Origin of the sequence: Kitasatospora sp. NPDC059648 (genome assembly GCF_042734825.1) — a bacterium.
In the GTDB taxonomy this organism is placed as follows: Bacteria; Actinomycetota; Actinomycetes; order Streptomycetales; family Streptomycetaceae; genus Kitasatospora.
The window spans coordinates 1-21070 of record NZ_JBHWDU010000110.1 but is presented as its reverse complement, the minus strand read 5'-3'; the positions used below and the strand labels follow the sequence as shown (position 1 = coordinate 21070).

At 73.3% G+C, this 21070-nt stretch carries 20 protein-coding genes, 1 pseudogene and 1 riboswitch; of the genes and pseudogenes, 15 read left to right on the top strand and 6 right to left on the bottom strand.

Annotation, left to right across the window (positions count from 1 at the left end; translation table 11 throughout):
* The 5 genes and pseudogenes from ACFV1W_RS36490 to ACFV1W_RS36470 form a co-directional block, all read left to right on the top strand.
* Positions 1-1032, top strand: a pseudogene (locus ACFV1W_RS36490) (hypothetical protein); the annotation flags it as partial.
* On the top strand, positions 1029-1448 hold the full coding sequence (locus ACFV1W_RS36485; protein ID WP_380421578.1) for a roadblock/LC7 domain-containing protein: 420 nt from the start codon (positions 1029-1031) through the stop codon (positions 1446-1448). The pseudogene ACFV1W_RS36490 and the gene ACFV1W_RS36485, both read left to right, overlap by 4 nt.
* 173 nt (positions 1449-1621) lie before the next feature.
* Positions 1622-2026, top strand: a complete 405-nt coding sequence (locus tag ACFV1W_RS36480) for a DUF742 domain-containing protein (protein ID WP_380421579.1) — start codon at positions 1622-1624, stop codon at positions 2024-2026.
* Positions 2007-2666 (top strand): ATP/GTP-binding protein, encoded by a 660-nt coding sequence (locus ACFV1W_RS36475; protein ID WP_380421577.1) that lies wholly within the window; start codon positions 2007-2009, stop codon positions 2664-2666. The genes ACFV1W_RS36480 and ACFV1W_RS36475 overlap by 20 nt, the downstream gene beginning before the upstream one ends.
* 737 nt (positions 2667-3403) lie before the next feature.
* Positions 3404-4132: a winged helix-turn-helix domain-containing protein gene (locus tag ACFV1W_RS36470; RefSeq protein ID WP_380421576.1), complete on the top strand. Its 729-nt coding sequence runs from the start codon at positions 3404-3406 to the stop codon at positions 4130-4132.
* A 163-nt stretch (positions 4133-4295) separates the two neighbouring features.
* On the opposite strand, the gene ACFV1W_RS36465 is transcribed toward ACFV1W_RS36470, so the two are convergent.
* The gene (locus ACFV1W_RS36465) at positions 4296-5288 is read right to left on the bottom strand and encodes an aldo/keto reductase (protein ID WP_380421575.1); all 993 of its coding nucleotides are present in this window, start codon (positions 5286-5288) and stop codon (positions 4296-4298) included.
* A gap of 288 nt (positions 5289-5576) precedes the next feature.
* On the opposite strand from ACFV1W_RS36465, the gene ACFV1W_RS36460 reads away from it, so the two are divergent.
* The 4 genes from ACFV1W_RS36460 (at position 5577) to ACFV1W_RS36445 (ending at position 8466) form a co-directional block, all read left to right on the top strand.
* A complete protein-coding gene (locus ACFV1W_RS36460; protein ID WP_380421574.1) occupies positions 5577-6146 on the top strand; it encodes a TetR/AcrR family transcriptional regulator in 570 nt (189 codons plus the stop codon).
* Positions 6147-6224: 78 nt separating this feature from the next.
* Positions 6225-6845, top strand: coding sequence for a DUF4865 family protein (locus ACFV1W_RS36455; RefSeq protein WP_380421573.1), 621 nt, complete (start codon positions 6225-6227; stop codon positions 6843-6845).
* Positions 6846-6934: 89 nt separating this feature from the next.
* Complete coding sequence (locus ACFV1W_RS36450; protein ID WP_380421572.1) at positions 6935-7396, top strand: carboxymuconolactone decarboxylase family protein; 462 nt, start codon at positions 6935-6937, stop codon at positions 7394-7396.
* Complete coding sequence (locus tag ACFV1W_RS36445; RefSeq protein WP_380421571.1) at positions 7393-8466, top strand: phosphotriesterase; 1074 nt, start codon at positions 7393-7395, stop codon at positions 8464-8466. The genes ACFV1W_RS36450 and ACFV1W_RS36445 overlap by 4 nt, the downstream gene beginning before the upstream one ends.
* Before the next feature lie 230 nt (positions 8467-8696).
* Here ACFV1W_RS36445 and ACFV1W_RS36440 read toward each other — a convergent pair whose 3' ends face one another.
* Positions 8697-9461: an SDR family NAD(P)-dependent oxidoreductase gene (locus ACFV1W_RS36440; RefSeq protein ID WP_380421570.1), complete on the bottom strand. Its 765-nt coding sequence runs from the start codon at positions 9459-9461 to the stop codon at positions 8697-8699.
* A gap of 135 nt (positions 9462-9596) precedes the next feature.
* Here ACFV1W_RS36440 and ACFV1W_RS36435 point away from each other — a divergent pair, with 135 nt between their 5' ends.
* Both ACFV1W_RS36435 and ACFV1W_RS36430 read left to right on the top strand, forming a co-directional pair.
* On the top strand, positions 9597-10208 hold the full coding sequence (locus ACFV1W_RS36435; RefSeq protein ID WP_380421569.1) for a TetR family transcriptional regulator: 612 nt from the start codon (positions 9597-9599) through the stop codon (positions 10206-10208).
* Positions 10209-10344: 136 nt separating this feature from the next.
* Complete coding sequence (locus ACFV1W_RS36430) at positions 10345-11496, top strand: alpha/beta hydrolase (protein WP_380421568.1); 1152 nt, start codon at positions 10345-10347, stop codon at positions 11494-11496.
* A 57-nt stretch (positions 11497-11553) separates the two neighbouring features.
* Here the strand turns inward: ACFV1W_RS36430 and ACFV1W_RS36425 are convergent, their stop codons facing one another.
* Positions 11554-11883 (bottom strand): MoaF N-terminal domain-containing protein, encoded by a 330-nt coding sequence (locus ACFV1W_RS36425; RefSeq protein ID WP_380421567.1) that lies wholly within the window; start codon positions 11881-11883, stop codon positions 11554-11556.
* Positions 11884-12107: 224 nt separating this feature from the next.
* On the opposite strand from ACFV1W_RS36425, the gene ACFV1W_RS36420 reads away from it, so the two are divergent.
* Both ACFV1W_RS36420 and ACFV1W_RS36415 read left to right on the top strand, forming a co-directional pair.
* Positions 12108-13388, top strand: a complete 1281-nt coding sequence (locus ACFV1W_RS36420; RefSeq protein WP_380421566.1) for an esterase/lipase family protein — start codon at positions 12108-12110, stop codon at positions 13386-13388.
* A gap of 254 nt (positions 13389-13642) precedes the next feature.
* Positions 13643-13765: riboswitch (cyclic di-AMP (ydaO/yuaA leader) on the top strand.
* A 2-nt stretch (positions 13766-13767) separates the two neighbouring features.
* Entirely contained in the window at positions 13768-15225 is a 1458-nt protein-coding gene (locus ACFV1W_RS36415; protein WP_380421565.1) for a hypothetical protein, read from the top strand.
* Positions 15226-15266: 41 nt separating this feature from the next.
* Here the strand turns inward: ACFV1W_RS36415 and ACFV1W_RS36410 are convergent, their stop codons facing one another.
* Both ACFV1W_RS36410 and ACFV1W_RS36405 read right to left on the bottom strand, forming a co-directional pair.
* On the bottom strand, positions 15267-15854 hold the full coding sequence (locus ACFV1W_RS36410) for a hypothetical protein (protein ID WP_380421564.1): 588 nt from the start codon (positions 15852-15854) through the stop codon (positions 15267-15269).
* A 183-nt stretch (positions 15855-16037) separates the two neighbouring features.
* Positions 16038-16835: an IclR family transcriptional regulator gene (locus ACFV1W_RS36405; RefSeq protein ID WP_380421563.1), complete on the bottom strand. Its 798-nt coding sequence runs from the start codon at positions 16833-16835 to the stop codon at positions 16038-16040.
* Between the two features lie 201 nt (positions 16836-17036).
* Between ACFV1W_RS36405 and aceB the strand changes: the two genes are divergently transcribed.
* A complete protein-coding gene (aceB, locus tag ACFV1W_RS36400) occupies positions 17037-18689 on the top strand; it encodes a malate synthase A (RefSeq protein WP_380421562.1) in 1653 nt (550 codons plus the stop codon).
* A 145-nt stretch (positions 18690-18834) separates the two neighbouring features.
* Positions 18835-19236, top strand: a complete 402-nt coding sequence (locus ACFV1W_RS36395) for a gamma-glutamylcyclotransferase (RefSeq protein ID WP_380421561.1) — start codon at positions 18835-18837, stop codon at positions 19234-19236.
* A 291-nt stretch (positions 19237-19527) separates the two neighbouring features.
* Here ACFV1W_RS36395 and ACFV1W_RS36390 read toward each other — a convergent pair whose 3' ends face one another.
* A complete protein-coding gene (locus ACFV1W_RS36390; RefSeq protein WP_380421560.1) occupies positions 19528-20913 on the bottom strand; it encodes an 8-oxoguanine deaminase in 1386 nt (461 codons plus the stop codon).
* Positions 20914-21070 lie beyond the last annotated feature (157 nt).

Here is a 21070-nt window from a genome sequence, read left to right as displayed (position 1 = left end):
GGTGCGCGCCGCCCGGCCGGGCGCACGGCGGGGCGGCGCGACCTGGTCGCGGTGCCGGACCCGGCCCCCGGCGCGGCTGCGGGCAGTCCTGCGGGAGCGAACCCGGTCCCGTCCTCCGGCGCGGAAGCGGCGTCGGGTGCGGCGGGCGCGGGCGGGCGACACCGGGGGAGCGGCGGGCCGCGGCCGTCCGTGCCCGAGGCGGGGCGTACGGCCAACGGGCTGCCGCGTCGGGCGGCGCGGACCAAGGGCGGGCCGGTCCTGGTGCCTGCGCCCGGGCCGGACCCCGAGGGCGGTCCGGGAACGGGGCGGCACCGGCGGGAGGCGGCGGAGGCCGCGGCGCTCCACGGGCAGGTGGGCGCCGGGCAGGTGGACGCCGGGCCGGTGGACCGCGCTCCCGGGGACGTCGTCGCGGTGGACGCCGCTCCGGTGGCCGCGGCGCCCCGGACGCCGGGCGGTCTGCCCCGGCGGGTCCGGCAGGCGAACCTCGCGCCGCAGCTCAAGGAGCAGGCGAAGGAGCGGCTCCGCGGGGAGACCGCGGCCGACGACCGCGCAGGCGGGTCCTCGGCCGCGGGGGCCGCCGAGGCCCGGGACAGCCGGGAACGCTCGCCGGAGGAGGCCCGGGCCACCTTCGCCTCGTTCCAGCGCGGTTTCACCCGTGGACGCGGGACCACCGCCACCACCCGGAACCAGGACGACGGCGCCGCTCCCGGCCGTGCCACCGGTGATGCCCCGGCCGCAGCGAACCGTCCGGCCGCGCCCGGCGCCCGCCCCGTGGCCGTACCGGCCTGGCAGCCGCCGGACCCGTCCCGGCGGGCGATCGGCCCGGCGCCCGCCCCGGCGGCGCTGCCCGGGCCCGCCCCCGAGGACGCCGGCCGGGCGCCGCTCGCCCGCCGGATCCAGCCGGGCCAGCCGGTGCGGCGGAACCCTGCGGGCGCCTCGCCCGTACCTCAAGTGACACCCTCAGCACCCGTAGCACCCGTAGCACCGGCAGTACCCGCACCACCCGCTCCAGCGGAAGGAACTGATTCATGACCACTTCGACGCAGCCGTCCGGGGACCTCAACTGGCTCCTGGACGACCTGGTGGGCCGGGTCGCGGCCCTGCGGCACGCGGTGATCCTCTCCAGCGACGGGCTGGCCACCGGTGCCTCGCGCGCTCTCGACCGGGAGGACGCCGAGCACCTCGCCGCCGTCGCGGCCGGGTTCCACAGCCTGGCCAAGGGCGCCGGCGGGCACTTCAAGGTCGGTGGCGTCCGGCAGACCATGGTCGAGCTGGACGAGGCGTTCCTGTTCATCACGGCCGCCGGCGACGGCAGCTGCCTGGCCGTGCTGAGCGAGGCCGAGGCGGACATCGGCCAGATCGCCTACGAGATGGCCCTGCTGGTCAAGCGGGTCGGCGAGCACATGGCCGCCGAGCCGCGCACCGAAACCGCCGCGCCGAGGGGCTGAGCGGTCCGATGGCGGATCCGAAGGCGGACGGGCCGGGCGGCCCCGCGACCCCGGAGGGCTCGGCGTCCCCGGGGGGCCCTGCGGAACCAGAGGGTTCGGCGACCCCCGGCGGTCCGGCCGGGACGGACGGCGCGGAGCAGGCACCGGGGCCCCCGGACGGACCCGAGGTCGACCTGTTCCAGCCGCGCACCCCGGTCGACGACCGGTGGTTCGACGACGAGGCCGGCCCGGTGGTGCGGCTCTACTCGATGACCCGGGGCCGCACCCGGCCGGTCGAGGAGGGCCTGTTCGACCTCATCTCGCTGGTCACCGCCAAGGACCCGGGGCCGGACGCGGGGGCCGTGCCCGCGCACGTCCTCGACCCGGAGCACCAGACCCTGCTGGCCTGGTGCCGTCACGAGCCGCTGTCCGTCGCCGAACTCGGCTCCTACACCGACCTGCCGGTCAGCGTGGTGCGCGTCCTGCTCGGCGACCTCTACGACGCCGACCTGATCAGCGTCACCCGACCCGTTCCGCTCGCCGAGCTGCCGGACGAGCGCCTGCTGCGAGACGTGATCAATGGACTCCGTGCGCTCTGACCACACCCCGCCGAGCACGTCCGGGAACGCTCCCGGCGGTGCCGCGCCGAAGCCGGGCGGGAGCGCCGACGACCCGCGCTGGCGGGGCGGTCCGGCCGTCGCGGTGAAGGTCCTGGTGGCGGGCGGGTTCGGGGCGGGCAAGACCACGCTGGTCGGCTCGGTCAGCGAGATCCGTCCGCTGCGCACCGAGGAGGAGCTCAGCGAGCTGGGCCGCCCGGTCGACGACACCTCGGGCATCGAGACGAAGCGCACCACCACGGTGGCGATGGACTTCGGCCGGATCGACCTGCGGCCCGGCCTCGCGCTCTACCTGTTCGGGACGCCCGGGCAGGACCGGTTCTGGTTCGTCTGGGACGAGTTGGCGCGCGGCGCGCTCGGCGCCGTGGTGCTCGCCGACACCCGGAGACTGGCCGACTGCTTCCCCTCAGTGGACTTCTTCGAGCAGCGCGGCATCCCGTTCCTGGTCGCGGTCAACTGCTTCGAGGGCACCGAGCTCTTCGCTCCCGAGGAGGTCCGGGACGCGCTGGACCTCGACCCGGGGATTCCGGTCGTGCTGTGTGACGCGCGGCTGCGGGAGGACGGCAAGGAGCTGCTGGTGACGCTGGTCGAGCACGCTGCCGCACTCCGCCGGCGGGCCTGAGCGCCAGTCTGAGGGACCGTGGGATCGGCGCTGGTCAGGGGCCCTTCGTGCATCTGGTGTCTCATTGTGCCGTCCACATTGCGGACGTTTGACATGCGGAAGGTTGCCTAGACGGGCTCTGGCGTGGAAGGCTCTGTGGACGGAAGCCGTTCCGGCCGTGCCATCGGAAGGGCCGTCGGAACCGAGCAGGACGAAGGGGGAGGGCAGCAGGGATGACCGTCGAGCAGCGACGCACCGCCGCCGTGCCCGGTCCCGTCATGCCGGCGCTCACCGCCCGCCGCTACATCGACCACGCGCTGATCTGCAGCGCCTGTTGTCGCTGACCGGCCCAGCCCCGACCCGGTACGTTCCCGGCATCTCCGGCCCACATCCGGCCGTCGCCCGACGCACCACCGAACCCGTCGACCAGGCCGCAGCGGATCGCCCGTCAGGTGCACCCGCGGCCAGCCTCAACCGGCCCCGCCCCGCGGAGAAACCACAGTGAACACCGTCCGCCTCAGCAGTCCCACCGGTCGGACCGGTCCCGACCCGGACTGCCGACGGGGTCGCCACGACCTCGAACCGTTCTGGCCGTCCCGGCAACCGCACCTGTTCGACCAGACGTGTCCGGGCTCGCCCAGCGCGTCCCGGCCCTCCGCCCGCTGAGCCTGACTCCACCCGGTCCAGCTCCGGCAGTCGCCCGGTCGACGCGCAGACGACTCCACCCCGTCCGTCACGCGCGAAATGAGCGGCACACCATGTCTTCCTCCTCCACGGCCACCCTGCCCCTGCCCACCGCGACCCCGCACCTGCGCGCGGTCCGGTCCGTTCCCTCCGTCTCCGCGATCCCCTCCACCGTTCCGACCGTCTCCGTGCCGCCCGGCTCCCCGGTGGTCGGACCGAGCCGGCCGGGGCCGGCCCCGGCCGCCGGGCCGCAGCCCGGTGCGGTCGTACCGCCCGCGCCCGCCGCGCTGCTCGCCGCGCTGCCGGAGGGAGCGACCGTCGTCGCCGCCCTGCCGCAGGGCGCACTGCCGCAGGGACTGCTCGCCCAGTACGGTGCGCAGCCCGGCGGGGCCGCGGGCCACCCGATGGTCGGCTACCTGGTGCTGGTGCCGGCCGAGAATCCGGCGTCGGCGCCGGGGCCGGTCGGTCTGCCCGGGGCCGGCGCGCCGGGCGCCGGCCGGTCGGTCCGTCCGGCCGGACGCGGCATCACCGTCGACGCCGAGCGGCGCAACGCCTACGTCGACGGGCGGCTGCTCGACCTCACCTACCTGGAGTTCGAGCTGCTGGCCCACCTCACCGAGCACCCGCAGCGGGTGCACACCCGGGACCACCTGGTCTCGGCGGTCTGGGGCTACGGCCACGTCGGGGACGGCCGCACGGTCGACGTCCACGTCGCCCGGCTGCGCCGCAAGCTCGGACCGGCCTACCGCGAGTCGATCGTGACGGTGCGCCGGGTCGGTTACAAGTACACGCCGGTCCACTGACCGGAGGGCCGAAGTCGGCGTGACGGATGACAGCTGACAGATTTCAGAGTCTGTCAGCTGTTATCTGGTATCCGTTGCCTGTCAGCTGTCAGCTGTCAGCTGTCAGCTGTCAGCCGTCAACTGTCAGCCGTCAACTGTCAGCCGTCATCGTCGCAGGCCACCCTCACGCGCTCAGCCGGTCGATCTCCGCCAGCTCCTCCTCCGTCAACGGCCCGCCGGCCAGCGCGTCGAGGTTCTGGTCCAGCTGGGCCACGCTGCTCGCCCCGATGATCACCGAGACCACCCGCGGGTCCCGCAGCACCCAGCACAGCGCAAGCTGCGCCAGGCTCTGCCCGCGCCCCTCGGCGACCTTGTTCAGCGCCCGCAGCTGCTCCAGCTTCGACTCGGTCAGCACCTCCTCGGTCAGGAACCGCCCGACCGACATCCGCGACCCGGCGGGCACCCGACCCGAGAGGTAACGGTCCGTCAGCAGGCCCTGGGCCAGCGGCGAGTAGGCGATCAGGCTGGTCTGGGTGTCACCCACCGCGTCCAGCACGCCCGCCTCCTCCACGCGCCGGTCGAGGATCGAGTACACCGACTGGTTCATCAGCACCGGCGTCCCCAGCTCGCGCAGGATCGCCACCGCCTCCCGGTGCTGTTCCGCGGGGTAGTTGGAGATCGCCGCGTACAGTGCCCTGCCCGAGCGCACCGCGCTGTCCAGCGCCCCCATCGTCTCCTCGATCGGGGTGTCCGGGTCGTAGCGGTGCGAGTAGAACACGTCGACGTGGTCCAGTCCCATCCGGCCGAGCGACTGGTCCAGGCTGGCCAGCAGGTACTTGCGGCTGCCGCCGTTGCCGTACGGCCCGGGCCACATGTCCCAGCCGGCCTTGGTCGCGATGAAGAGCTCGTCGCGGTACGGCCGGAAGTCCTGCGCGAACAGGTAGCCGAAGTTGCGCTCCGCGCTCCCGTACGGCGGGCCGTAGTTGTTCGCCAGGTCGAAGTGTGTGACGCCGCGGTCGAAGGCCCGGCGCAGCACCGCCCGTTGCACGTCGAGCGGTTGGGCGTCACCGAAGTTGTGCCAGAGCCCCAGCGAGACGGAGGGCAACTGCACGCCACTGCGGCCGGCCTTCCGGTAGGTCATCGAGGCGTAGCGGTCATCCGAAGCGAGGTAGCTCATGGCGGACATTTTGCCAGCCGCGCCTGCGGTCCGGCGCGAACCGCCCTGGTCGTCCGCCCGCGCAACGCGCCGCGCACCCCCTGTCCGGCGTGATGCCCGCCACCGTACGTGACGTGACGCGCGCCACCGGCCGTGGCGGAATGCCCAACGGTGGCACGGGGGATGACGAACGGTCGAGGGGCCGTGGCCGCCGGGGGGCGGCGCACGGCCCTCAGTACTCCGGCGCCGGCACTCGTGGCTCGGGTAGACCGCTTCCTTCTGTACCTACTGGTATGTACAGTGGTCTGCATGACCACCCAGGACCGCCTCATCGAGAGCACCCAGGCCCTCCTCTGGGAGCGTGGCTACGTCGGCACCAGCCCCAAAGCCATCCAGCAGCGCTCCGGCGTTGGCCAGGGCAGCATGTACCACCACTTCAACGGCAAGCCCGACCTCGCCGCCGCCGCCCTGCGCCGCAGCGCCGAGCAGATGCGGGGCACCGCCGAGGCCGACCTCGCCGCCCCCGGCACCGCGTACGACCGGATCGCCGCCTATCTGAACCGCGACCGCGAGGTGCTGCGCGGCTGCCGGATCGGCCGGATGGCCCAGGACCCGGACGTGGTCGCCGACCCGCAGCTGCGCGCCCCGGTCGAGGAGACCTTCGACTGGCTGCGCGGCCGGATCGCCGAACTGATCGCCGAGGGCCAGGCGCACGGCGAGTTCGCCCCCGGCCTCGACCCGGCGGACACCGCCGCCGCCGTGGTCGCCGTCGTCCAGGGCGGCTACGTCCTGGCCCGCGCGGCGGACAGCTCCGCGCCCTTCGACCAGGCCGTCCGCGGCGCCCTCGGCCTGCTCGCCGTCCACCGCAGTCAGGCCTGACGGACGACGTCCAGCGTCCGCCGCGCCCCAGCCCGCGGCCGTCCCGGGTCACCAGCCGTCCGAGCCAGGAGTTCCGCCGTGCACGCCATGCAGTACGAGATCACCCTCCCCGCCGACTACGACATGGGCATCATCCGCAAGCGCGTGGCCGACAAGGGCCACCTGCTCGACGCCCACCCCGGGCTCGGCCTCAAGGCGTACCTGGTCCGCGAGCGCGGCCAGGACGGTTCGCCGGTCAACCAGTACGCGCCGTTCTACCTCTGGCGCACCGCCGAGGGCATGAACGGCTTCCTCTGGGGCCCGGGATTCCGTGGACTGAGCGCCGACTTCGGCCGCCCCGCCGTCCACCACTGGCTGGGCGCGGGCCTGGTCGAGGGCAGCCGGACCGTCGCCCCGACCACCGCGACCCGCGCGACCGTTCGGCTCCCGGAGGCCGCGGATCCGGCCGAGGCCGTCGAACAGGCCGTCGCCGGACTCGCCCGACTCGCCGGACCCGCCGGACCCGGCGAGCTTCCCGAACGCCCAGGGCGGTCCGCCCTGCACACCGCCGTCGTCGCCGTGGACCCGAGTCGCTGGGAGCTGCTCACCCTGGCCCTCTGGCACGGCCCGGCCCCCGAGGACGCGCCCGGCACCCGCTACCGGGTGCTGCACCTGTCCCGCCCCGAACTCGACCGGCTGCCAGCCGGCCGCCACTGGTGAAAGGCCCTGCCGCCATGACCCGCGCCACCACGACCGCAGCCACCACGACCTCGGCGACCACGCCCCCCATAGGCATGACCCCCGCAGCCGTGACCCCAGCCGACCTCACTCCCGCCCCGCTCGACCGCGAAGCCGGTTACGCCCTGCTCGCCGAGCTCGCCGGCCCGGTCGCCGCCGCCACCCTCGGCGGTCTGGAGGGTCTCGTTCCCGGCTTCCCCGACTGGATCGTCACCAGCCTCTTCGGCGGCACCTACCAGCGTCCCGGCCTCGCCCTGCGCGACCGCCAGATCGCCAACCTGGCCGCACTCACCGCCCTCGGCGGCGTCGAGCCCCAGCTCGCCGACCATGTCCGCAACAGCCTGCGGATCGGCATGACGCGGGAGGAGATCACCGAGGTGATCGTCCACCTCGCCCCGTACGTCGGCGTTCCCAAGGCCCTCGCCGGTCTCCGGGCCGCCACCGCCGCCTTCACGGCGGCCGACACCCCGACGGCCGACACCTCGACGGCAGACGCCCCCAGGACCGACACCCCGACGGAGGCCGGCGCATGACCAGCGCTCCCGCCGCCCCCGCCGCCCCCACCGCTCCCGCCACCCGGACCACCCGGACCGTTCGGACCGTCCTGGGTGACATCGACCCCGCCCAACTGGGGGTCACCGACTCCCACGACCACCTGTTCATCCGCAGCCCCCGTTTCCCCGGCCAGGAGTTGGACGACCCGGCCGCCGCCGCGGACGTGCTGGGCGCCTACGCCACCGCCGGTGGCCGCACTCTCGTCCAGTGGACCCCGTGGGGCATGGGCCGTGGCGCGGACGCCCTCGCCGAGCTGTCCCGCGCGAGCGGCGTCCACGTCGTCGCCGCCACCGGCGCGCACCAGACCGCCCACTACGCCCCGGGCCGCTTCCCCGCCCCGGACGCCCGGGCCCAGGACGACCCCGCCCCGTACACGGACCTCGCCGGGCGCTTCGTCGCCGAGCTCACCACCGGGCTCCCCGGCGCCCTGGAGGGTGTCCGAGCCGGCCTGATCAAGATCGCCGACGACGCAGGCCCGCTCACCGGGCACACCCGCCGCACGATGGCCGCCGCGGCCGAGGCGCACCACGCCACCGGTGCCCCGATCGCCGTCCACCTCGAACCCGACGGCGACCCGCACGGCGTCCTGCGCCGGCTCCACGGGCGGCACGGCGTCCGCCCCGACCGGATCGTCCTCGGCCACCTCACCCGCTTCACGGACCGGGCGCTGCACCGCAGCCTCGCCGCCGAGGGCGTGTTCCTCGCCCTCGACAGCCCCGCCCGGATCGGCCACCCCGCCGACCTCCAGGCCTTCGACGTGATCGCCGACCTGGTCGAGGCGGGCCTCGCCGACCGACTGCTGCTCGGTGCCGACACCACCACCCGTACGGCCCGGGAGCTCGGCGGCCCGGTCCGGCTGCTCACCGACCTCGCGCCGCGGCTGGCCCGCACCTTCGGGCCCGAGCTGCCCGACCGGCTGCTGGTCGCCAACCCGACGGCGGCCTTCGCCGTGGACTGGCGCAACCCCTGGAACGGAGCCCGCGCGGAAGCGGACCCCGCCGGAAGCCGATCCGGCCGCGGATGGCGAAGTGCCCGGCGCAGCTGGTGATCCCGCGCGTTGGACGACGTCGTCCACCGCGCGGTGCCGCTCGTCGTGCTCGCCCACTGGCTGATCGACCCACCCGCCGGGCGTGGGCCGGTACCCGTACCCGTACCCGTTCCTCGACTGCGCCCGGTACGGCGGCTACCGCCGGCCGGGGGCCGGGAAGTGCCCGCGGGCCCGTGCCGTGCAGGGGACGGCACGGGCCCCGCGTCCGACCGGATGGACCGACGGACGGGTCACATGTGGGTGCCGCCGTCGATGCGGAGTTCGGTGCCGGTGACGAAGGCGCCGTCGTCGGAGGCCAGCATGGCGATCACGCCGGCGACCGTCTCCGGGCCGGCGAAGCCCTGGCCGAGGGCGGGGGAGAGCTTGGCGAGCAGGCTGAAGTCGGCGTCGGCGGGCAGGCCCGGGTTGTTGGTCATACCGCTGTCGATGCTGCCCGGCGCGACGCAGACCGCGCGCAGGCTCTGCTTCGAGTACTCCGAGGCGATCGCGTGGGTGAAGGACTGTATGCCGCCCTTGGTCGCGGCGTACGCGGCCATGTAGGGGTGGGCGAAGGTCGCGGAGGTGGAGCTGAAGTTGACCACCACGCCCCGGCCGGTCGCGAGCAGCGCGGGGAGCGCCTCGCGGGTCATCAGGAAGGTGCCGGTCAGGTTCACCGCGAGGAGCCTGTTCCAGAACTCCAGGGTGGTCTCGTGGGTGTGCGAGGAGCGGAGGATGCCGGCCGCGTTGACCAGGACGTCCAGGCCGCCGAGCGCCGCGACCGCCTCGGCCACGCCCGTGACGACGGCGGCCTCGTCGGCGATGTCGAGCACCTGGAGGGTCAGGCGGTCCGCGGTGCCGTCGGCGGTCGCGCGGTCCAGGGTCCTCCTCAGGCCGTCCTCGTCGACGTCGACGGCGACGACCTTCCCGCCCTCGGCGAGGATCCGGTGCACGGTGGCCTGGCCGATGCCAGAGCCGCCGCCGGTGATCAGGACGTTCCGTCCGCTGAAGCGCTCCATGGGGTCTCCTTCGTTAGCGGTCTCTCGGCTTCGCAAGGCACGGTACGCCTTAGTGGCACACTGTGCCAAAAAGGCTCGACGCGACATCGCGACAAGATGCGCCGAGGCGGCATGCGGATGCGTACGCTGAGCTTCGTGACCGGACGCCCCACCCTGACCCAGCGCCGCCGTGACGCCACCCGGCTGGAGATCGCCCGCACCGCCGCCGCCCTCTTCGCCGAGCGAGGGGCCGAGGCGACCACCGGCGAGGAGATCGCCGCGGCCGCGGGCATCTCGCTGCGCACCTTCTACCGCTACTTCTCGGTCAAGGAGGACGCCGTCGCCCCGCTGCTGGCGGCGGGTGGGCAGCGCTGGGTGGACCTGCTGGCCGCGAGTCCGGCGGACCGCCCGCTGTGCGAGGCGCTGGAGCGCTCGGCGGTCGAGTCGCTGACCCCGGCCGACGACGAGGCCGTCGAGGCCATGCACTGGACCCGCAGCCTGCTGCGCGACCCGCGGCTGGACGGCACCTGGCAGCGCGTCCACGCCGGGTCGGAGCAGCGGCTGCGGTCCGTGCTGGCCGCCCGCTGCCCGGACGGCGCCGATCCGCTGGAGATCCGGCTGGCCGCCGCCGCGGCCACGGCGGCGATCCGGGTGGCCCTGGAGCAGTGGGCCGGCTCGGACGCCCCGGTCGCCGGCCCGGGCTCTCCGCAGGACCTCGGGGCCCGCTGCATGCGCGAGCTCACGGCGGGGATGCGGCTTCTCACGTGACCCCCAGTCGCCGGTCAGCTGCCTCACAGCTCCCGCTAGGGTTGGTCCTCGCGCCCCGGTGGGGGAACCGGGGTGACCTCCTCGGATGTCCCTGAGCGGAGGGGTGCGGAGTTCGAGGCGTGGGAGCAACTGGGACATGGGTCTGACGAGCCACAAAGTGCTGGCGCTGGCCGTACTGCTTGCGGTCGTGATGATGGTCGGCACGGTCTGGCTGTGGCCCAGACTGGCCAGGAAGAGCTGGCAGGCGGTGCTCGGCCGAATCGGCACGCTGCTGGCCACCCAGGTCGCCGTGCTCGCCGCACTCGGCCTGGTGGCCAACAACTACTTCGCGTTCTACAGCAGTTGGGACGACCTGCTGGGCACCGGCAGCACCGGCCCGGTGGTGATCCACAACAAGGCGGACGCCTCCGGACGCCTGATGGTCGAGACCATCGGCCGGGCCTCGGTCAAGGGCGGCGGCGCGATGGGCCGCGAGCCCGGCCAGTCCGGCGAGATCCGCAAGGTCCGGATCGACGGCAAGGAGAGCCGGCTGTCGACCGAGGGGTACGTCTACCTGCCGCCGCAGTACTTCCAGCCGGAGTACGCGCAGAAGCAGTTCCCGGCCGTCATCGTCAGCACCGGCTTCCCAGGAATCGCCGAGAACCTGATAACCCGCTTCAACTACCCGGGTGCCGCCCTCAAACTGCTGCAGGAGGGCCGGATGCAGCCGACCGTCATGGTCCTGATGCGTCCCTCGCCGGCCCTGCCGCAGGACACCGAGTGCGAGGACATCCCGGGCGGTGCCCAGTCCGACACGTACTTCACCAAGGACGTCCCCTCGGCGATCGAGGCCAGCTACCGGGTCTCGACCGACCCGAAGGCCTGGGCCTTCATGGGCAACTCGACCGGCGGCTACTGCGCCGTCAAGCTGGCCATGCGCCACCCGGACGTCTTCCCGACCGCCGTCGCCCTCTCCGGGTACTACGAGGCCGCGGACGACCCGACCACCGGTGACCTCTTCGGCGGCAGCAGGCAGCGCCGCGACGAGGCCAACCTGATGTGGCGGCTGAAGAACCTGCCGCAGCCGAACGTCTCGCTCCTGCTGGCCGGCACCAAGAAGGGCGACGGCAACTACAAGCAGGACACCGAGGCGTTCATCGACGCGGTGCACAGTCCGATGAAGGTCTCGTACAGCATGCTGGAGAACGGCGGGCACAACTTCGAGACCTGGAGCGCGCTGCTGCCCTCCTCGCTGGAGTGGCTGTCCGGGCACCTCAAGGTCCCGGACCAGCCGGGCCGGACCGTCTGAGGACAAACACGCGAACCCCCGGGCCCGGCCCGGGGGTTCGGCGCGTCGTCACACGGCTCAGGCCACCCGTTCCAGGGTCCCCGAGTGCAGCTGGCCGACCCGGCCGCCCTCGCCCTCGAAGGTCCAGAAGGCCCGCACGGTCAGCGTGTTGAGGTCCATCACGTGGCTGACGGTGATCCCGCTCTGCTCCGTCCAGCTGACGAAGTAGACCCCGGGGGCGATCTCGGCGACGTGCAGCCGCACGTCCTCCCACTGGCCCGCCGACTCGCCGAGGCCCTCCCAGCGCAGCCGCGCGCCGTCGGCCGAGTAGGTGTTGCGGAAGGCCGCGCCGTTGTCGACCCGGAAGACGTAGGTACGGCCGGCGAAGGCGGGCAGGGACGCGGTCATGGTGGGGCGGAACCTCTTCTCGGGAGCGTGGGACGGACCGTGCGGACCGGGCACCCCGGACTCGGTGCACTTGTGCACCGCGGAAAATGCCAGGGTTCCAATTTATCCGACCGGGCGGACTCGGGCGGCCCCGCGCCACGGTGCGGTGCGCCACCGTCGCGCCGCTCGCGGTGTGCGGCCGGCACATGGGCGCCGACCGCAGCCCGGTCCTACCGTGCACGCCCATGAGACGTACCCCCACCCGACGGCGCGTCCCCGCCGTACTCTCCGCCCTCCTCCTGACCCTCACCGCCCTTCTCCTCGGCGCCCCCGCCGCCGGAGCGGCCAACGCCGGAACGACCACGGCCCCCCTCGCCCTCGAAGCCACCTTCCCCACCCCCGGCAACGGCTGGGCCAAGGTCGAGCGCTACCTCGACCCCACCCCCGGCTTCCGCACCGAGCAGTTCCCCGCCGACGGCCGCGGCGACCAGGACGGCCCCCGCCGCACCTACTTCGGCACCGGCGAGCCCTTCTCCGGCCGCTTCCTGCTCTACTCCGCCACCGGCTGGGACGCCGGCGGCAGCGGCACCCCCGTCCTGCTGGTGCACGGCGCCAACGACAACGCCGACCGCGCCTGGGCCGACCCGGGGGAGGGCGGCACCTGCGGCGCCCCGAGCTGCCCGTCCACCGGCCTCGCCCAGTACCTGGCCGGGACCGGCCACCGGGTGTTCGCCATCGGCTTCGCCCACGCGCACGGCGACAACCTGCTCCAGGCCCAGGTCGTCGGTGACGCGATCGCGCTGATCCGGGCCCGGCTCGGCGCCCCCCGGGTCGACGTGGTGGCCTGGAGCAAGGGCGAGGTCGCCGCCCGCGCGTACGTGTCCTCGGTGCGCCCCGCCTGGGGGCGGGCGTACGCGGGCGACGTGCGCCGCCTCGTCACCCTCGGCGGTCCGAACGGGGGGATCGACTACGTCTACGCCCACGGCTGGGACTTCGACCTGGCCACCTGGCCGGCCTGCGGCGGTACCGCCAACGCGCCGTCCCCCCACCTGTACATGACCTGCTACGGCACGTACACCGCGCAGCCCTGCCTGGGAGTGCTGCCGACCGGCGGCAGCGACTGCTACCCGGGCCAGCGCCAGCTGCTCGCCCGCTGGGACGCCGCCTACGGGGTGGACACCACCGCCCAGGACTGGTGGACCACCTACTACGGCGGCCAGGGCTTCTACACCTCCGGCCAGGGCATCCAGGCGGCCATCGACGCAGGCTCGCTGGTCGCCCCGCTCCAGCGGGCCGGAATCCCCGCCTCGATACCCACCTACCTCCTCGCGGGCGGCTCGGCCGACATCCCGGGCGTGCTCGACGAGAACCGCGGTCCCAGCGACGGCATCGTGTTCACCGCGAGCGCCCTGGACACCACCGGCATCGCGACCGTCGGCGGCACCCGGCTGCTCGGCGGGCTCAACCACCTGGAACTGGCCTGGTCGCCGGAGGCCGAGAGCCAGGTGGCCGCCTGGCTCGGCTGAACCCCCGGGGCTGGACATCCGAACCCCCGGCCGAGGTGCCGGGACTGATCAACTCGGCGGCCACGCAGCGTCGTTGATCGACACCACTGTGAGCTGCGCGACAACCGGCCCGGTGGAGTTGTCCGTTCACGCACAGCCTGCCTAGCCTGCAACGGGTCGTCCGCCCTCGCGGACCCCGCCGCCGGGGCGCCGAGTCCTGTCCACCCGCCGGCGGGCAGCCGAGCACGACAGCGGACGGGAGCGGGGGAACCAAGGTCAGTGCCCGGCCCGTACGCACCAGCGTGCGGGCTGCGGCTAGGGGTGAAGCCGCTCCACAGGCGGCCGGGCAACTGCAGCCCGAATCCGACAGCTCACCCCGCAGGCGTCGCAGAGGACTCCCGTGCCCCAGCCTGCCGGGCGCCGTCGCGCGCCCCGCCACGCCCGCCCGTCCCACCGCGGACGCAACGCCGCACTCGCCGCGACCGGCGCGTTCGCGATCAGCGGCGCCGGCCTGCTCGGGCTGCCGGCAGTCGCCGGTGCCCAGGCAGCCGCCGGCCCGACCGTCACCCAGGACCGGATCGCCCCCGCCGCCATGGTCGCGGGCAAGGCCACCACCGCCTCGCTGAGCCTGCACTCCTCGTCCTGCTTCGTCGCCAGGACCGTCGGCGTGGGCGTCCGCGACGCGCGCGGCACCAACCTGGACTTCCCGGGCAACGCCGCCGACGTCCGGCTCTGCCCGAGCGGATTCACCTTCACCAGCGGCGTACGCACCCTGCCCGCCGGGACGTACACCCAGTTCGGCTTCTGGCAGGACCTCGGCGGCGGCTGGCACAACCTGCCCTCGCAGCAGCTGGTGGTCTCCCGCGCCGGCACGTCGACGCCCGCCCCGTCCCCGACGGCCACGCCGACCGCCACTCCCACTGCCGAGCCGTCCCCGACGGCCACGCCGACCGCCACTCCCACTGCCGAGCCGTCCCCGACGGCCACGCCGACCGCCACGGCCTCGACCACCGTGCCGACCGCGAGCCCGAGCGCCACGGCGTCGACCACCGTGCCGACCGCGAGCCCGAGCGCCACGGCGTCGACCACCGTGCCGACCGTGAGCCCGAGCGCCACCACCGGCCAGAGCGCCCCCGCGAACCCGAGCACCCCGGCACCGGCCTCCCCGATCGCCGGTAAGGCGCTGACCTGGTCCGACGAGTTCAGCGGCCCGATCGACTGGGGCAAGCGCTGGGTCGGGGACAAGAGCACCGCGTACAAGTACGGCAACCACAACCCGGACGACAACAAGCTCGACTGGCTGAACAAGAACAACGTCAGCGTCGCGAACGGCGTCGCCACCTTCACCGCCACCCCTGGCGGCCCCACCCTGGAGAACGGCCAGCAGTCCTGGAACACCGGCTTCCTGACCACCGGGGGCTCCACCGAGGGCTTCCAGGTCAAGGCCGGTGACTACGCCGAGACCCGGGTCGAGCTGCCTTCCGGCACCGGCGCCTGGCCGGCCCTGTGGACGTGGAAGAACGGCAACGGAGAGGTCGACTCCTTCGAGTACCACCCCGACAACCCGAACCTGCTGGAGCTGACCAACCACGTCAACCCCGGCAACCCTGACTACTACACCGACGCCAAGGCCGTCGCCAAGGACCAGTGGGTCACCATCGGCACGTACTACGGCGCCGACTCGGTGGACTGGTACGTCAACGGCGTCAAGGTGTTCTCCGACGGCAAGGGCGTGGGCGCCGGCTTCTCGGCGTACCTGATCCTCAACCTCTCCCTCGGCGCCGGCAAGTACCACCCGGCGCCGCAGGGGAGCACCCCGATCACCTTCGCCGCCGACTACGTGCGCGTCTACCGCTGACCGCGGACGCCGAGCGCACGTAGCCCGCAGGCCGGCCGCTCTCAGGGACCGGCAGCCGTCTCGACCACTTCCAGGTGGAACGGCTGCCGGTCGTTGCTTCCGTTCCGGTCGTCCCGGCTGTGCACCTCGACCGACCCGCCGGACAGCACGCCCGGCCGCACGTCGGGGGAGATCCGCACCGGGACGAGCGCGGTCGCGCTGCGCCCGGGCTTCATTCCGGCCCCGAAGACGCAGCGCACCGTGCGCCCGCTCCCCAGCACCGCGCAGTCCTCGGGGAAGTACGGCCCCTGCGGTGTCACGCCGTTCGGCAGGATGACGACCACCGTGAACGGCGAGCCCGTGGTGTCCGGGCCGCGGTTCGCGACGAAGGCGTGGACCGTGGTGGTGCCGCCGGGAGGGGCGGCTTCCGGGTCGAGCCGGATCACCTCCAGGTCGGAGTCGGGCCGTGCGGCGGCCGTGCTCGCCGACGCGACCTGCGGCTCCGGCCGCGGCGCGGGCCGCAGCGCCCAGGACGGCCCGGCGGCCAGCAACGCGACCGCGCAACCCGCCGCCGTCGCCGCCGTCGTGAACGCCGTCCCACCGGACGCGACCCGAAGGCCCCTGCGCCTGCCCTGCCCGCGTGCCGTCACCGCTCACCTCTCCCTGGTGGTCCGGCGGCCCGCTCCGTCGCGGGCCGCGTCCGCACCAGGGTGGCGGTACCCGGGCGGCGGACCGGGCTCAACCCGCCCGAGCGTCCGCCGAACGGAGGACACTGCGGGCAGGAGTCGGTGGCGGAGCCACCATCACCGCCCGGCAAGGGAGCTGATGAGGCGTCAGGGCGCGAGGACCTGCCCGAGCCGGGTCGCGATCTGGTGCATCACCGGCACCAGCGAGGATGCCCCCGCCTGCTCCTCCAGCGCCCGGATCCGGGCCTCCGGGCCGGACACCGACAGGGCGGTGGGCGTCGGCGCGCCCGGTACCGCGAGCGCGATGCAGCGGACGCCGATCTCCTGCTCCTGGTCGTCGACCACGTACCCGCGCTCGCGCGCCTCGGCGAGCTGGTCCATCAGCTCCTGCGGGTCGGTCACGGTGTACTCGGTGTGCGCGGGCAGCGGGTTGGGGCCCAGGACCGCGCGCGCCTCGTCCTCGGGGAGCTGGGCGAGCAGCGCCTTGCCGACGCCGGTGCAGTGCGGCTGCACCCGCCGTCCGACCTCGGTGAACATCCGCATCGAGCGCCGCGACTGCACCTGTCCGACGTACACCACCTCGCCGCCCTCCAGCACGGCCAGGTTGGCGGTCTCGCCGGTGGCCTCCATGAGTTCGGCCAGGTACGGGCGGGCCCAGCTGCCGAGCAGGCGCCCGGCCGTCTCGCCGAGGCGGATCAGCCGGGGGCCGAGGGTGTAGCGGCGTGCGGTGTCCTGGCGGACGTAACCCTGCTGGACGAGGGTACGAACCAGTCGGTGGATGGTCGGCATCGGGAGGCCGGAAGTGCTGGAGAGCTCGCTGAGGGTGGCCACGCCGCCGGAGTCGGCCAGTGCCTCCAGGAGTTGGAAGGCGCGCTCGACGGACTGCACGCCGCCGCTCGCGCGGTCGGCGCCTGTCGTCGATGCTGTGTCGGGGGTCGCAACCACCGGCGTTCCCTTCGCTGTCGGGGAGGAGTAGAGTCCCGGCGACCTCTTCAACAAACCGTTGAAATTCTGTATCGCGGAAACTAGTGTCCACTTTACAGAATCGAACTCGCCGACAGGCGGGTAACGATCGAGGAAGTTCCCGAGGAAGTTCCCACCGGAGCTCCCTTCGCCAGGCTCAACCGTCTTAGGAGTGTCCTGCTCATGGCTGCAGATCAGGGGCCCGTCGGCGCCTCCCCCGCCGCTCCGGTCGTCACTGTCGCCGGTCCGCGCGTCCACCGGGCGGAGGAGGTGCTCACTCCGGAGGCGGTCGCCTTCGTCGTCGGCCTCCACCGTGCCTTCGAAGGGCGTCGGCAGGAGCTCCTGGCCAGGCGGAAGAGCCGACGAGCCGAGATCGCCCGCACGGGCACACTGGACTTCCTCCCCGAAACCGCCGACGTCCGGGCCGGGGACTGGAAGGTAGCCGAGGCGCCGCGCGCGCTCCAGGACCGCCGGGTCGAGATCACCGGCCCCACCGACCGCAAGATGGTCATCAACGCGCTCAACTCCGGGGCCAGGGTCTGGCTCGCCGACTTCGAGGACGCCACCTCCCCGACCTGGGAGAACGTGGTCAGCGGCCAGGTCAACCTGATCGACGCCTTCGAGGGCCGGATCGACTTCACCAGCTCGGCCGGCAAGGCCTACACCCTCAAGCCCGCCGCCGAACTCGCCACCGTCGTGGTCCGGCCGCGCGGCTGGCACCTGGACGAGAACCACCTGCTCGTCGACGGCGTGCCGGTGGCCGGCGCGTTCGTCGACTTCGGCCTGTACTTCTTCCACAACGCGGCCCGGCTGCTCGCCAAGGGAGCCGAGGACCCGAACTCCGGCCCGTACTTCTACCTGCCGAAGACCGAGAGCCACCTCGAAGCCCGGCTCTGGAGCGACGTCTTCACCCACGCCCAGGCCGAACTCGGCATCCCGCACGGCACCGTCCGCGCCACCGTGCTGATCGAGACCATCACCGCGGCCTTCGAGATGGACGAGATCCTCTACGAGCTGCGCGACCACGCGGCCGGCCTCAACGCCGGGCGCTGGGACTACCTGTTCTCGATCGTCAAGAACTTCCGTGACGCCGGCGAGCACTACATCCTGCCGGACCGCAACAGCGTCACCATGGCCTCGCCCTTCATGGCCGCCTACACCCGGCTGCTGGTGCAGACCTGCCACAAGCGCGGCGCCCACGCGATCGGCGGCATGGCCGCGTTCATCCCCAGCCGCAAGGACCCGGAGGTCAACGCCGCCGCGCTGGAGAAGGTCAAGGCCGACAAGGACCGTGAGGCCGGCAACGGCTTCGACGGCTCCTGGGTCGCCCACCCGGACCTCGTCCCGGTCGCCCGGGCCTCCTTCGACGCGGTGCTCGGCGAGCGGCCCAACCAGAAGGACAACCCCGGCCCGGCCGAGCCGGTCACCGCCGCCGACCTGCTCGACATCGCGGGCGCCGGCGGCACCTGCACCCACGCCGGGCTGCACAACGCCGTCCAGGTCGGCATCCGCTACATCGAGGCGTGGCTGCGCGGGCTCGGGGCGGTCGGCATCTTCAACATGATGGAGGACGCCGCCACCGCCGAGATCTCGCGCTCGCAGATCTGGCAGTGGATCCACAACGGGGTCGTGCTGTCCGACACCGGCGAGAAGGCCACCGCCGAGCTGGTCCGTACCCTGGTCGCCACCGAACTAGCCGAGCTGCGTGCCGAGTTCGGCGCCGAGGCCTACCAGGCCGGCCGCTGGCGCGAGGCCGCCCGGCTCTTCGAACAGGTCGCCCTTGCCGAGGAGTTCGCGGACTTCCTGACCCTCCCCGCGCTTCCCCTGCTGGGCTGAGCACCAATCTATCCACCGGCGCCACCGCTGCCGCCTGCCGGGCTGTAGCAGTTCCGCCGCCTTTTTCTCCGTTCCGTACGGCGACGAATCCACCTGTCCTCTCGCCGCCGTACGGAACGGTCTTTTCTTCGTGAGGAGTTCACTGATGGCGCGCATCTTCTTCAACGGCCAGGCGATGGTCGGCGGACCGTTCCACGGCAAGGTCGCGGACGCCCTGATCGGCCCGGCCCGCACCGCACCCGGCTACCGCTTCTTCTCGATCGACCACAGCGGCGGGACGGACGTCTGCCCGGGTCTGCTGGCCGACCCGACCGTCGACAGCGCTATCGAGGGCGAGCTGTACGACATCAGCCTGGAGCGCCTGCGGGACGTCATCCTGCCCGGCGAGCCGCGGGAGCTGGAGCTCGGGGTGATCGAGCTGGAGGACGGCTCGTCGTGCCTGTCCATGCTGCTCGCCCGGGGCGAGGTCGAGCGCGGCGTGCACCGCGAGATCACCCACCACGGCGGCTGGCGCGCCTACCTGGCGACGCTGGGGCGCACGGCCTGACGGTCGGGCGGGCTGACCACCGGGCGGCGGGCGGCGGGTGGAATGCCTGCGAGCGGACTTCAGCGAACAGATGACGAAAGTTGTCATCCGTTCGCTGAAGTCTGTCCGCTGAAAGCCGTTCGTCGGAAACCGTTCGTCGGAAACCGTTCGTCGGAAGCCGTTCGCCGCCGCACACCGCGGCCCCGAACCCTCGCCGTGGGTTCGGGGCCGCAGTCCGTACACCCTGCCGGGCGTACGGAGTCCGGGTCACGCACCGTCCCTGGGCGTCCCGGAGCCTTCGGTGCCAGGCCGTCACACCGGCCGGGAGGCGAGCTCCTTGGCCGCGCGGGCGCAGGCCCGGGCGATCCGGTCCTCGTTGACGGTGGTCAGCTCGCCCTTCTCCACCACGGCGTTGCCGTTGACGAACAGCACCGCCAGCGGCGGCAGCGCTCCGAAGGTGAGGGCCGCGACCGGGTCGGCGATCGAGGAGTGCATGACGCCGTCGATCTTCCACAGCGCCAGGTCGGCCAGCTTGCCGGCCTCGATCGAGCCGATCTCGTTCTGCCGGCCCAGCACCCGGGCCCCGCCCATGGTGCCCAGCCGCAGCGCCTGGCGTCCGGTCAGCGCGGTCGGGGAGCCGTGGAGGCGGTTGATCAGCAGCGCGTTGCGCAGCTCGGTGCCCAGCTCGCCGGACTCGTTGGAGGCGGTGCCGTCGACGCCGAGCCCGACCGGTACGCCGGCCTTGAGCATGTCGGGCACCCGGGCGATCCCGGCGGCCAGGCGGGCGTTGGAGGACGGGCAGTGCGCCACGCCCGTGCCCGTCTCGGCGAACTTGGCGATGTCGGAGTCGTTCATGTGGACACAGTGCGCCATCCAGACGTCCCCGCCGAGCCAGCCCACCGACTCGAAGTAGTCGGTCGGCCCCATGCCGAACAGCTCCTTGCAGAACTGCTCCTCCTCGGCCGTCTCCGACCCGTGGGTGTGCAGCCGGACGCCCTTGCGGCGGGCGAGTTCGGCGGACTGGCGGAGCAGGTCGGTGGAGACCGAGAACGGCGAACAGGGCGCGATCGCGACGTGCAGCATCGAGCCGAACGAGGAGTCGTGGTAGCGGTCCACGGCGGCCTCGGAGGCGGCCAGGATGTCGTCGAGCTCCTCGACGGCGTGGTCCGGCGGCAGCCCGCCGTCCTTCTTGCTGCGGTCCATGGAGCCGCGCAGCGCGGTGAAGCGCAGGCCGAGCTCCTGGACGGCCTCGATCGAGGCGCCGAGGACGTCCCCGCCGTCCTTGGGGAAGACGTAGTGGTGGTCCGAGGCGGTGGTGCAGCCGGACTTGAGCAGGGCGGCGGCCGAGCCCTGGCTGGCGGCGTGCACGAGCTTCTCGTCGATCCGGGCCCAGGTCGGGTAGAGGGCGACCAGCCAGTCGAACAGGATGTCGTCCTGGGCGAGCCCGCGGGTGATCCACTGGTAGAAGTGGTGGTGGGTGTTGACCAGGCCCGGGGTGATCAGGTGGCCCTCGCCGTTGATGCGGCGCACCACGTTGTCCAGCCAGTTGGGGGCGGGGTCGTCCCCGACCGACTCGATCCGGTTCCCGAGGATGACCACGTGGCCGCGGGCGTACTCGGTGTCGGCGGCGTCGACGGTGGCGATCGCGACGTTCTCGATCACGATCCGCTGGTCGGCGGGTGGGGGCTGGACTGCCATGGTGTCACTCCTATGGGGGAGGGCCAGGAAGGGCGCGCACCACAGGGTGCGCGCCACAGCCCGGGCCGGGGAGGACGGTGTGGCCCTCGGCCCCCGCGCCCCCGGGGCCAGGTCGGATCTTGATTACGAAACAGAACCACGGGGGGCCCCCACCTGG

Bases quoted from the DNA above. Each gene is read 5' to 3' on its own strand.
- ACFV1W_RS36485 (WP_380421578.1), top strand. From the start codon at position 1,029: ATGACCACTTCGACGCAGCCGTCCGGGGACCTCAACTGGCTCCTGGAC.
- ACFV1W_RS36475 (WP_380421577.1), top strand. From the start codon at position 2,007: ATGGACTCCGTGCGCTCTGACCACACCCCGCCGAGCACGTCCGGGAAC.
- ACFV1W_RS36470 (WP_380421576.1), top strand. From the start codon at position 3,404: ATGTCTTCCTCCTCCACGGCCACCCTGCCCCTGCCCACCGCGACCCCG.
- ACFV1W_RS36465 (WP_380421575.1), bottom strand. From the start codon at position 5,288: ATGAGCTACCTCGCTTCGGATGACCGCTACGCCTCGATGACCTACCGG.
- ACFV1W_RS36460 (WP_380421574.1), top strand. From the start codon at position 5,577: ATGACCACCCAGGACCGCCTCATCGAGAGCACCCAGGCCCTCCTCTGG.
- ACFV1W_RS36445 (WP_380421571.1), top strand. From the start codon at position 7,393: ATGACCAGCGCTCCCGCCGCCCCCGCCGCCCCCACCGCTCCCGCCACC.
- ACFV1W_RS36440 (WP_380421570.1), bottom strand. From the start codon at position 9,461: ATGGAGCGCTTCAGCGGACGGAACGTCCTGATCACCGGCGGCGGCTCT.
- ACFV1W_RS36430 (WP_380421568.1), top strand. From the start codon at position 10,345: ATGGGTCTGACGAGCCACAAAGTGCTGGCGCTGGCCGTACTGCTTGCG.
- ACFV1W_RS36425 (WP_380421567.1), bottom strand. From the start codon at position 11,883: ATGACCGCGTCCCTGCCCGCCTTCGCCGGCCGTACCTACGTCTTCCGG.
- ACFV1W_RS36420 (WP_380421566.1), top strand. From the start codon at position 12,108: ATGAGACGTACCCCCACCCGACGGCGCGTCCCCGCCGTACTCTCCGCC.
- aceB (WP_380421562.1), top strand. From the start codon at position 17,037: ATGGCTGCAGATCAGGGGCCCGTCGGCGCCTCCCCCGCCGCTCCGGTC.
- ACFV1W_RS36395 (WP_380421561.1), top strand. From the start codon at position 18,835: ATGGCGCGCATCTTCTTCAACGGCCAGGCGATGGTCGGCGGACCGTTC.
- ACFV1W_RS36390 (WP_380421560.1), bottom strand. From the start codon at position 20,913: ATGGCAGTCCAGCCCCCACCCGCCGACCAGCGGATCGTGATCGAGAAC.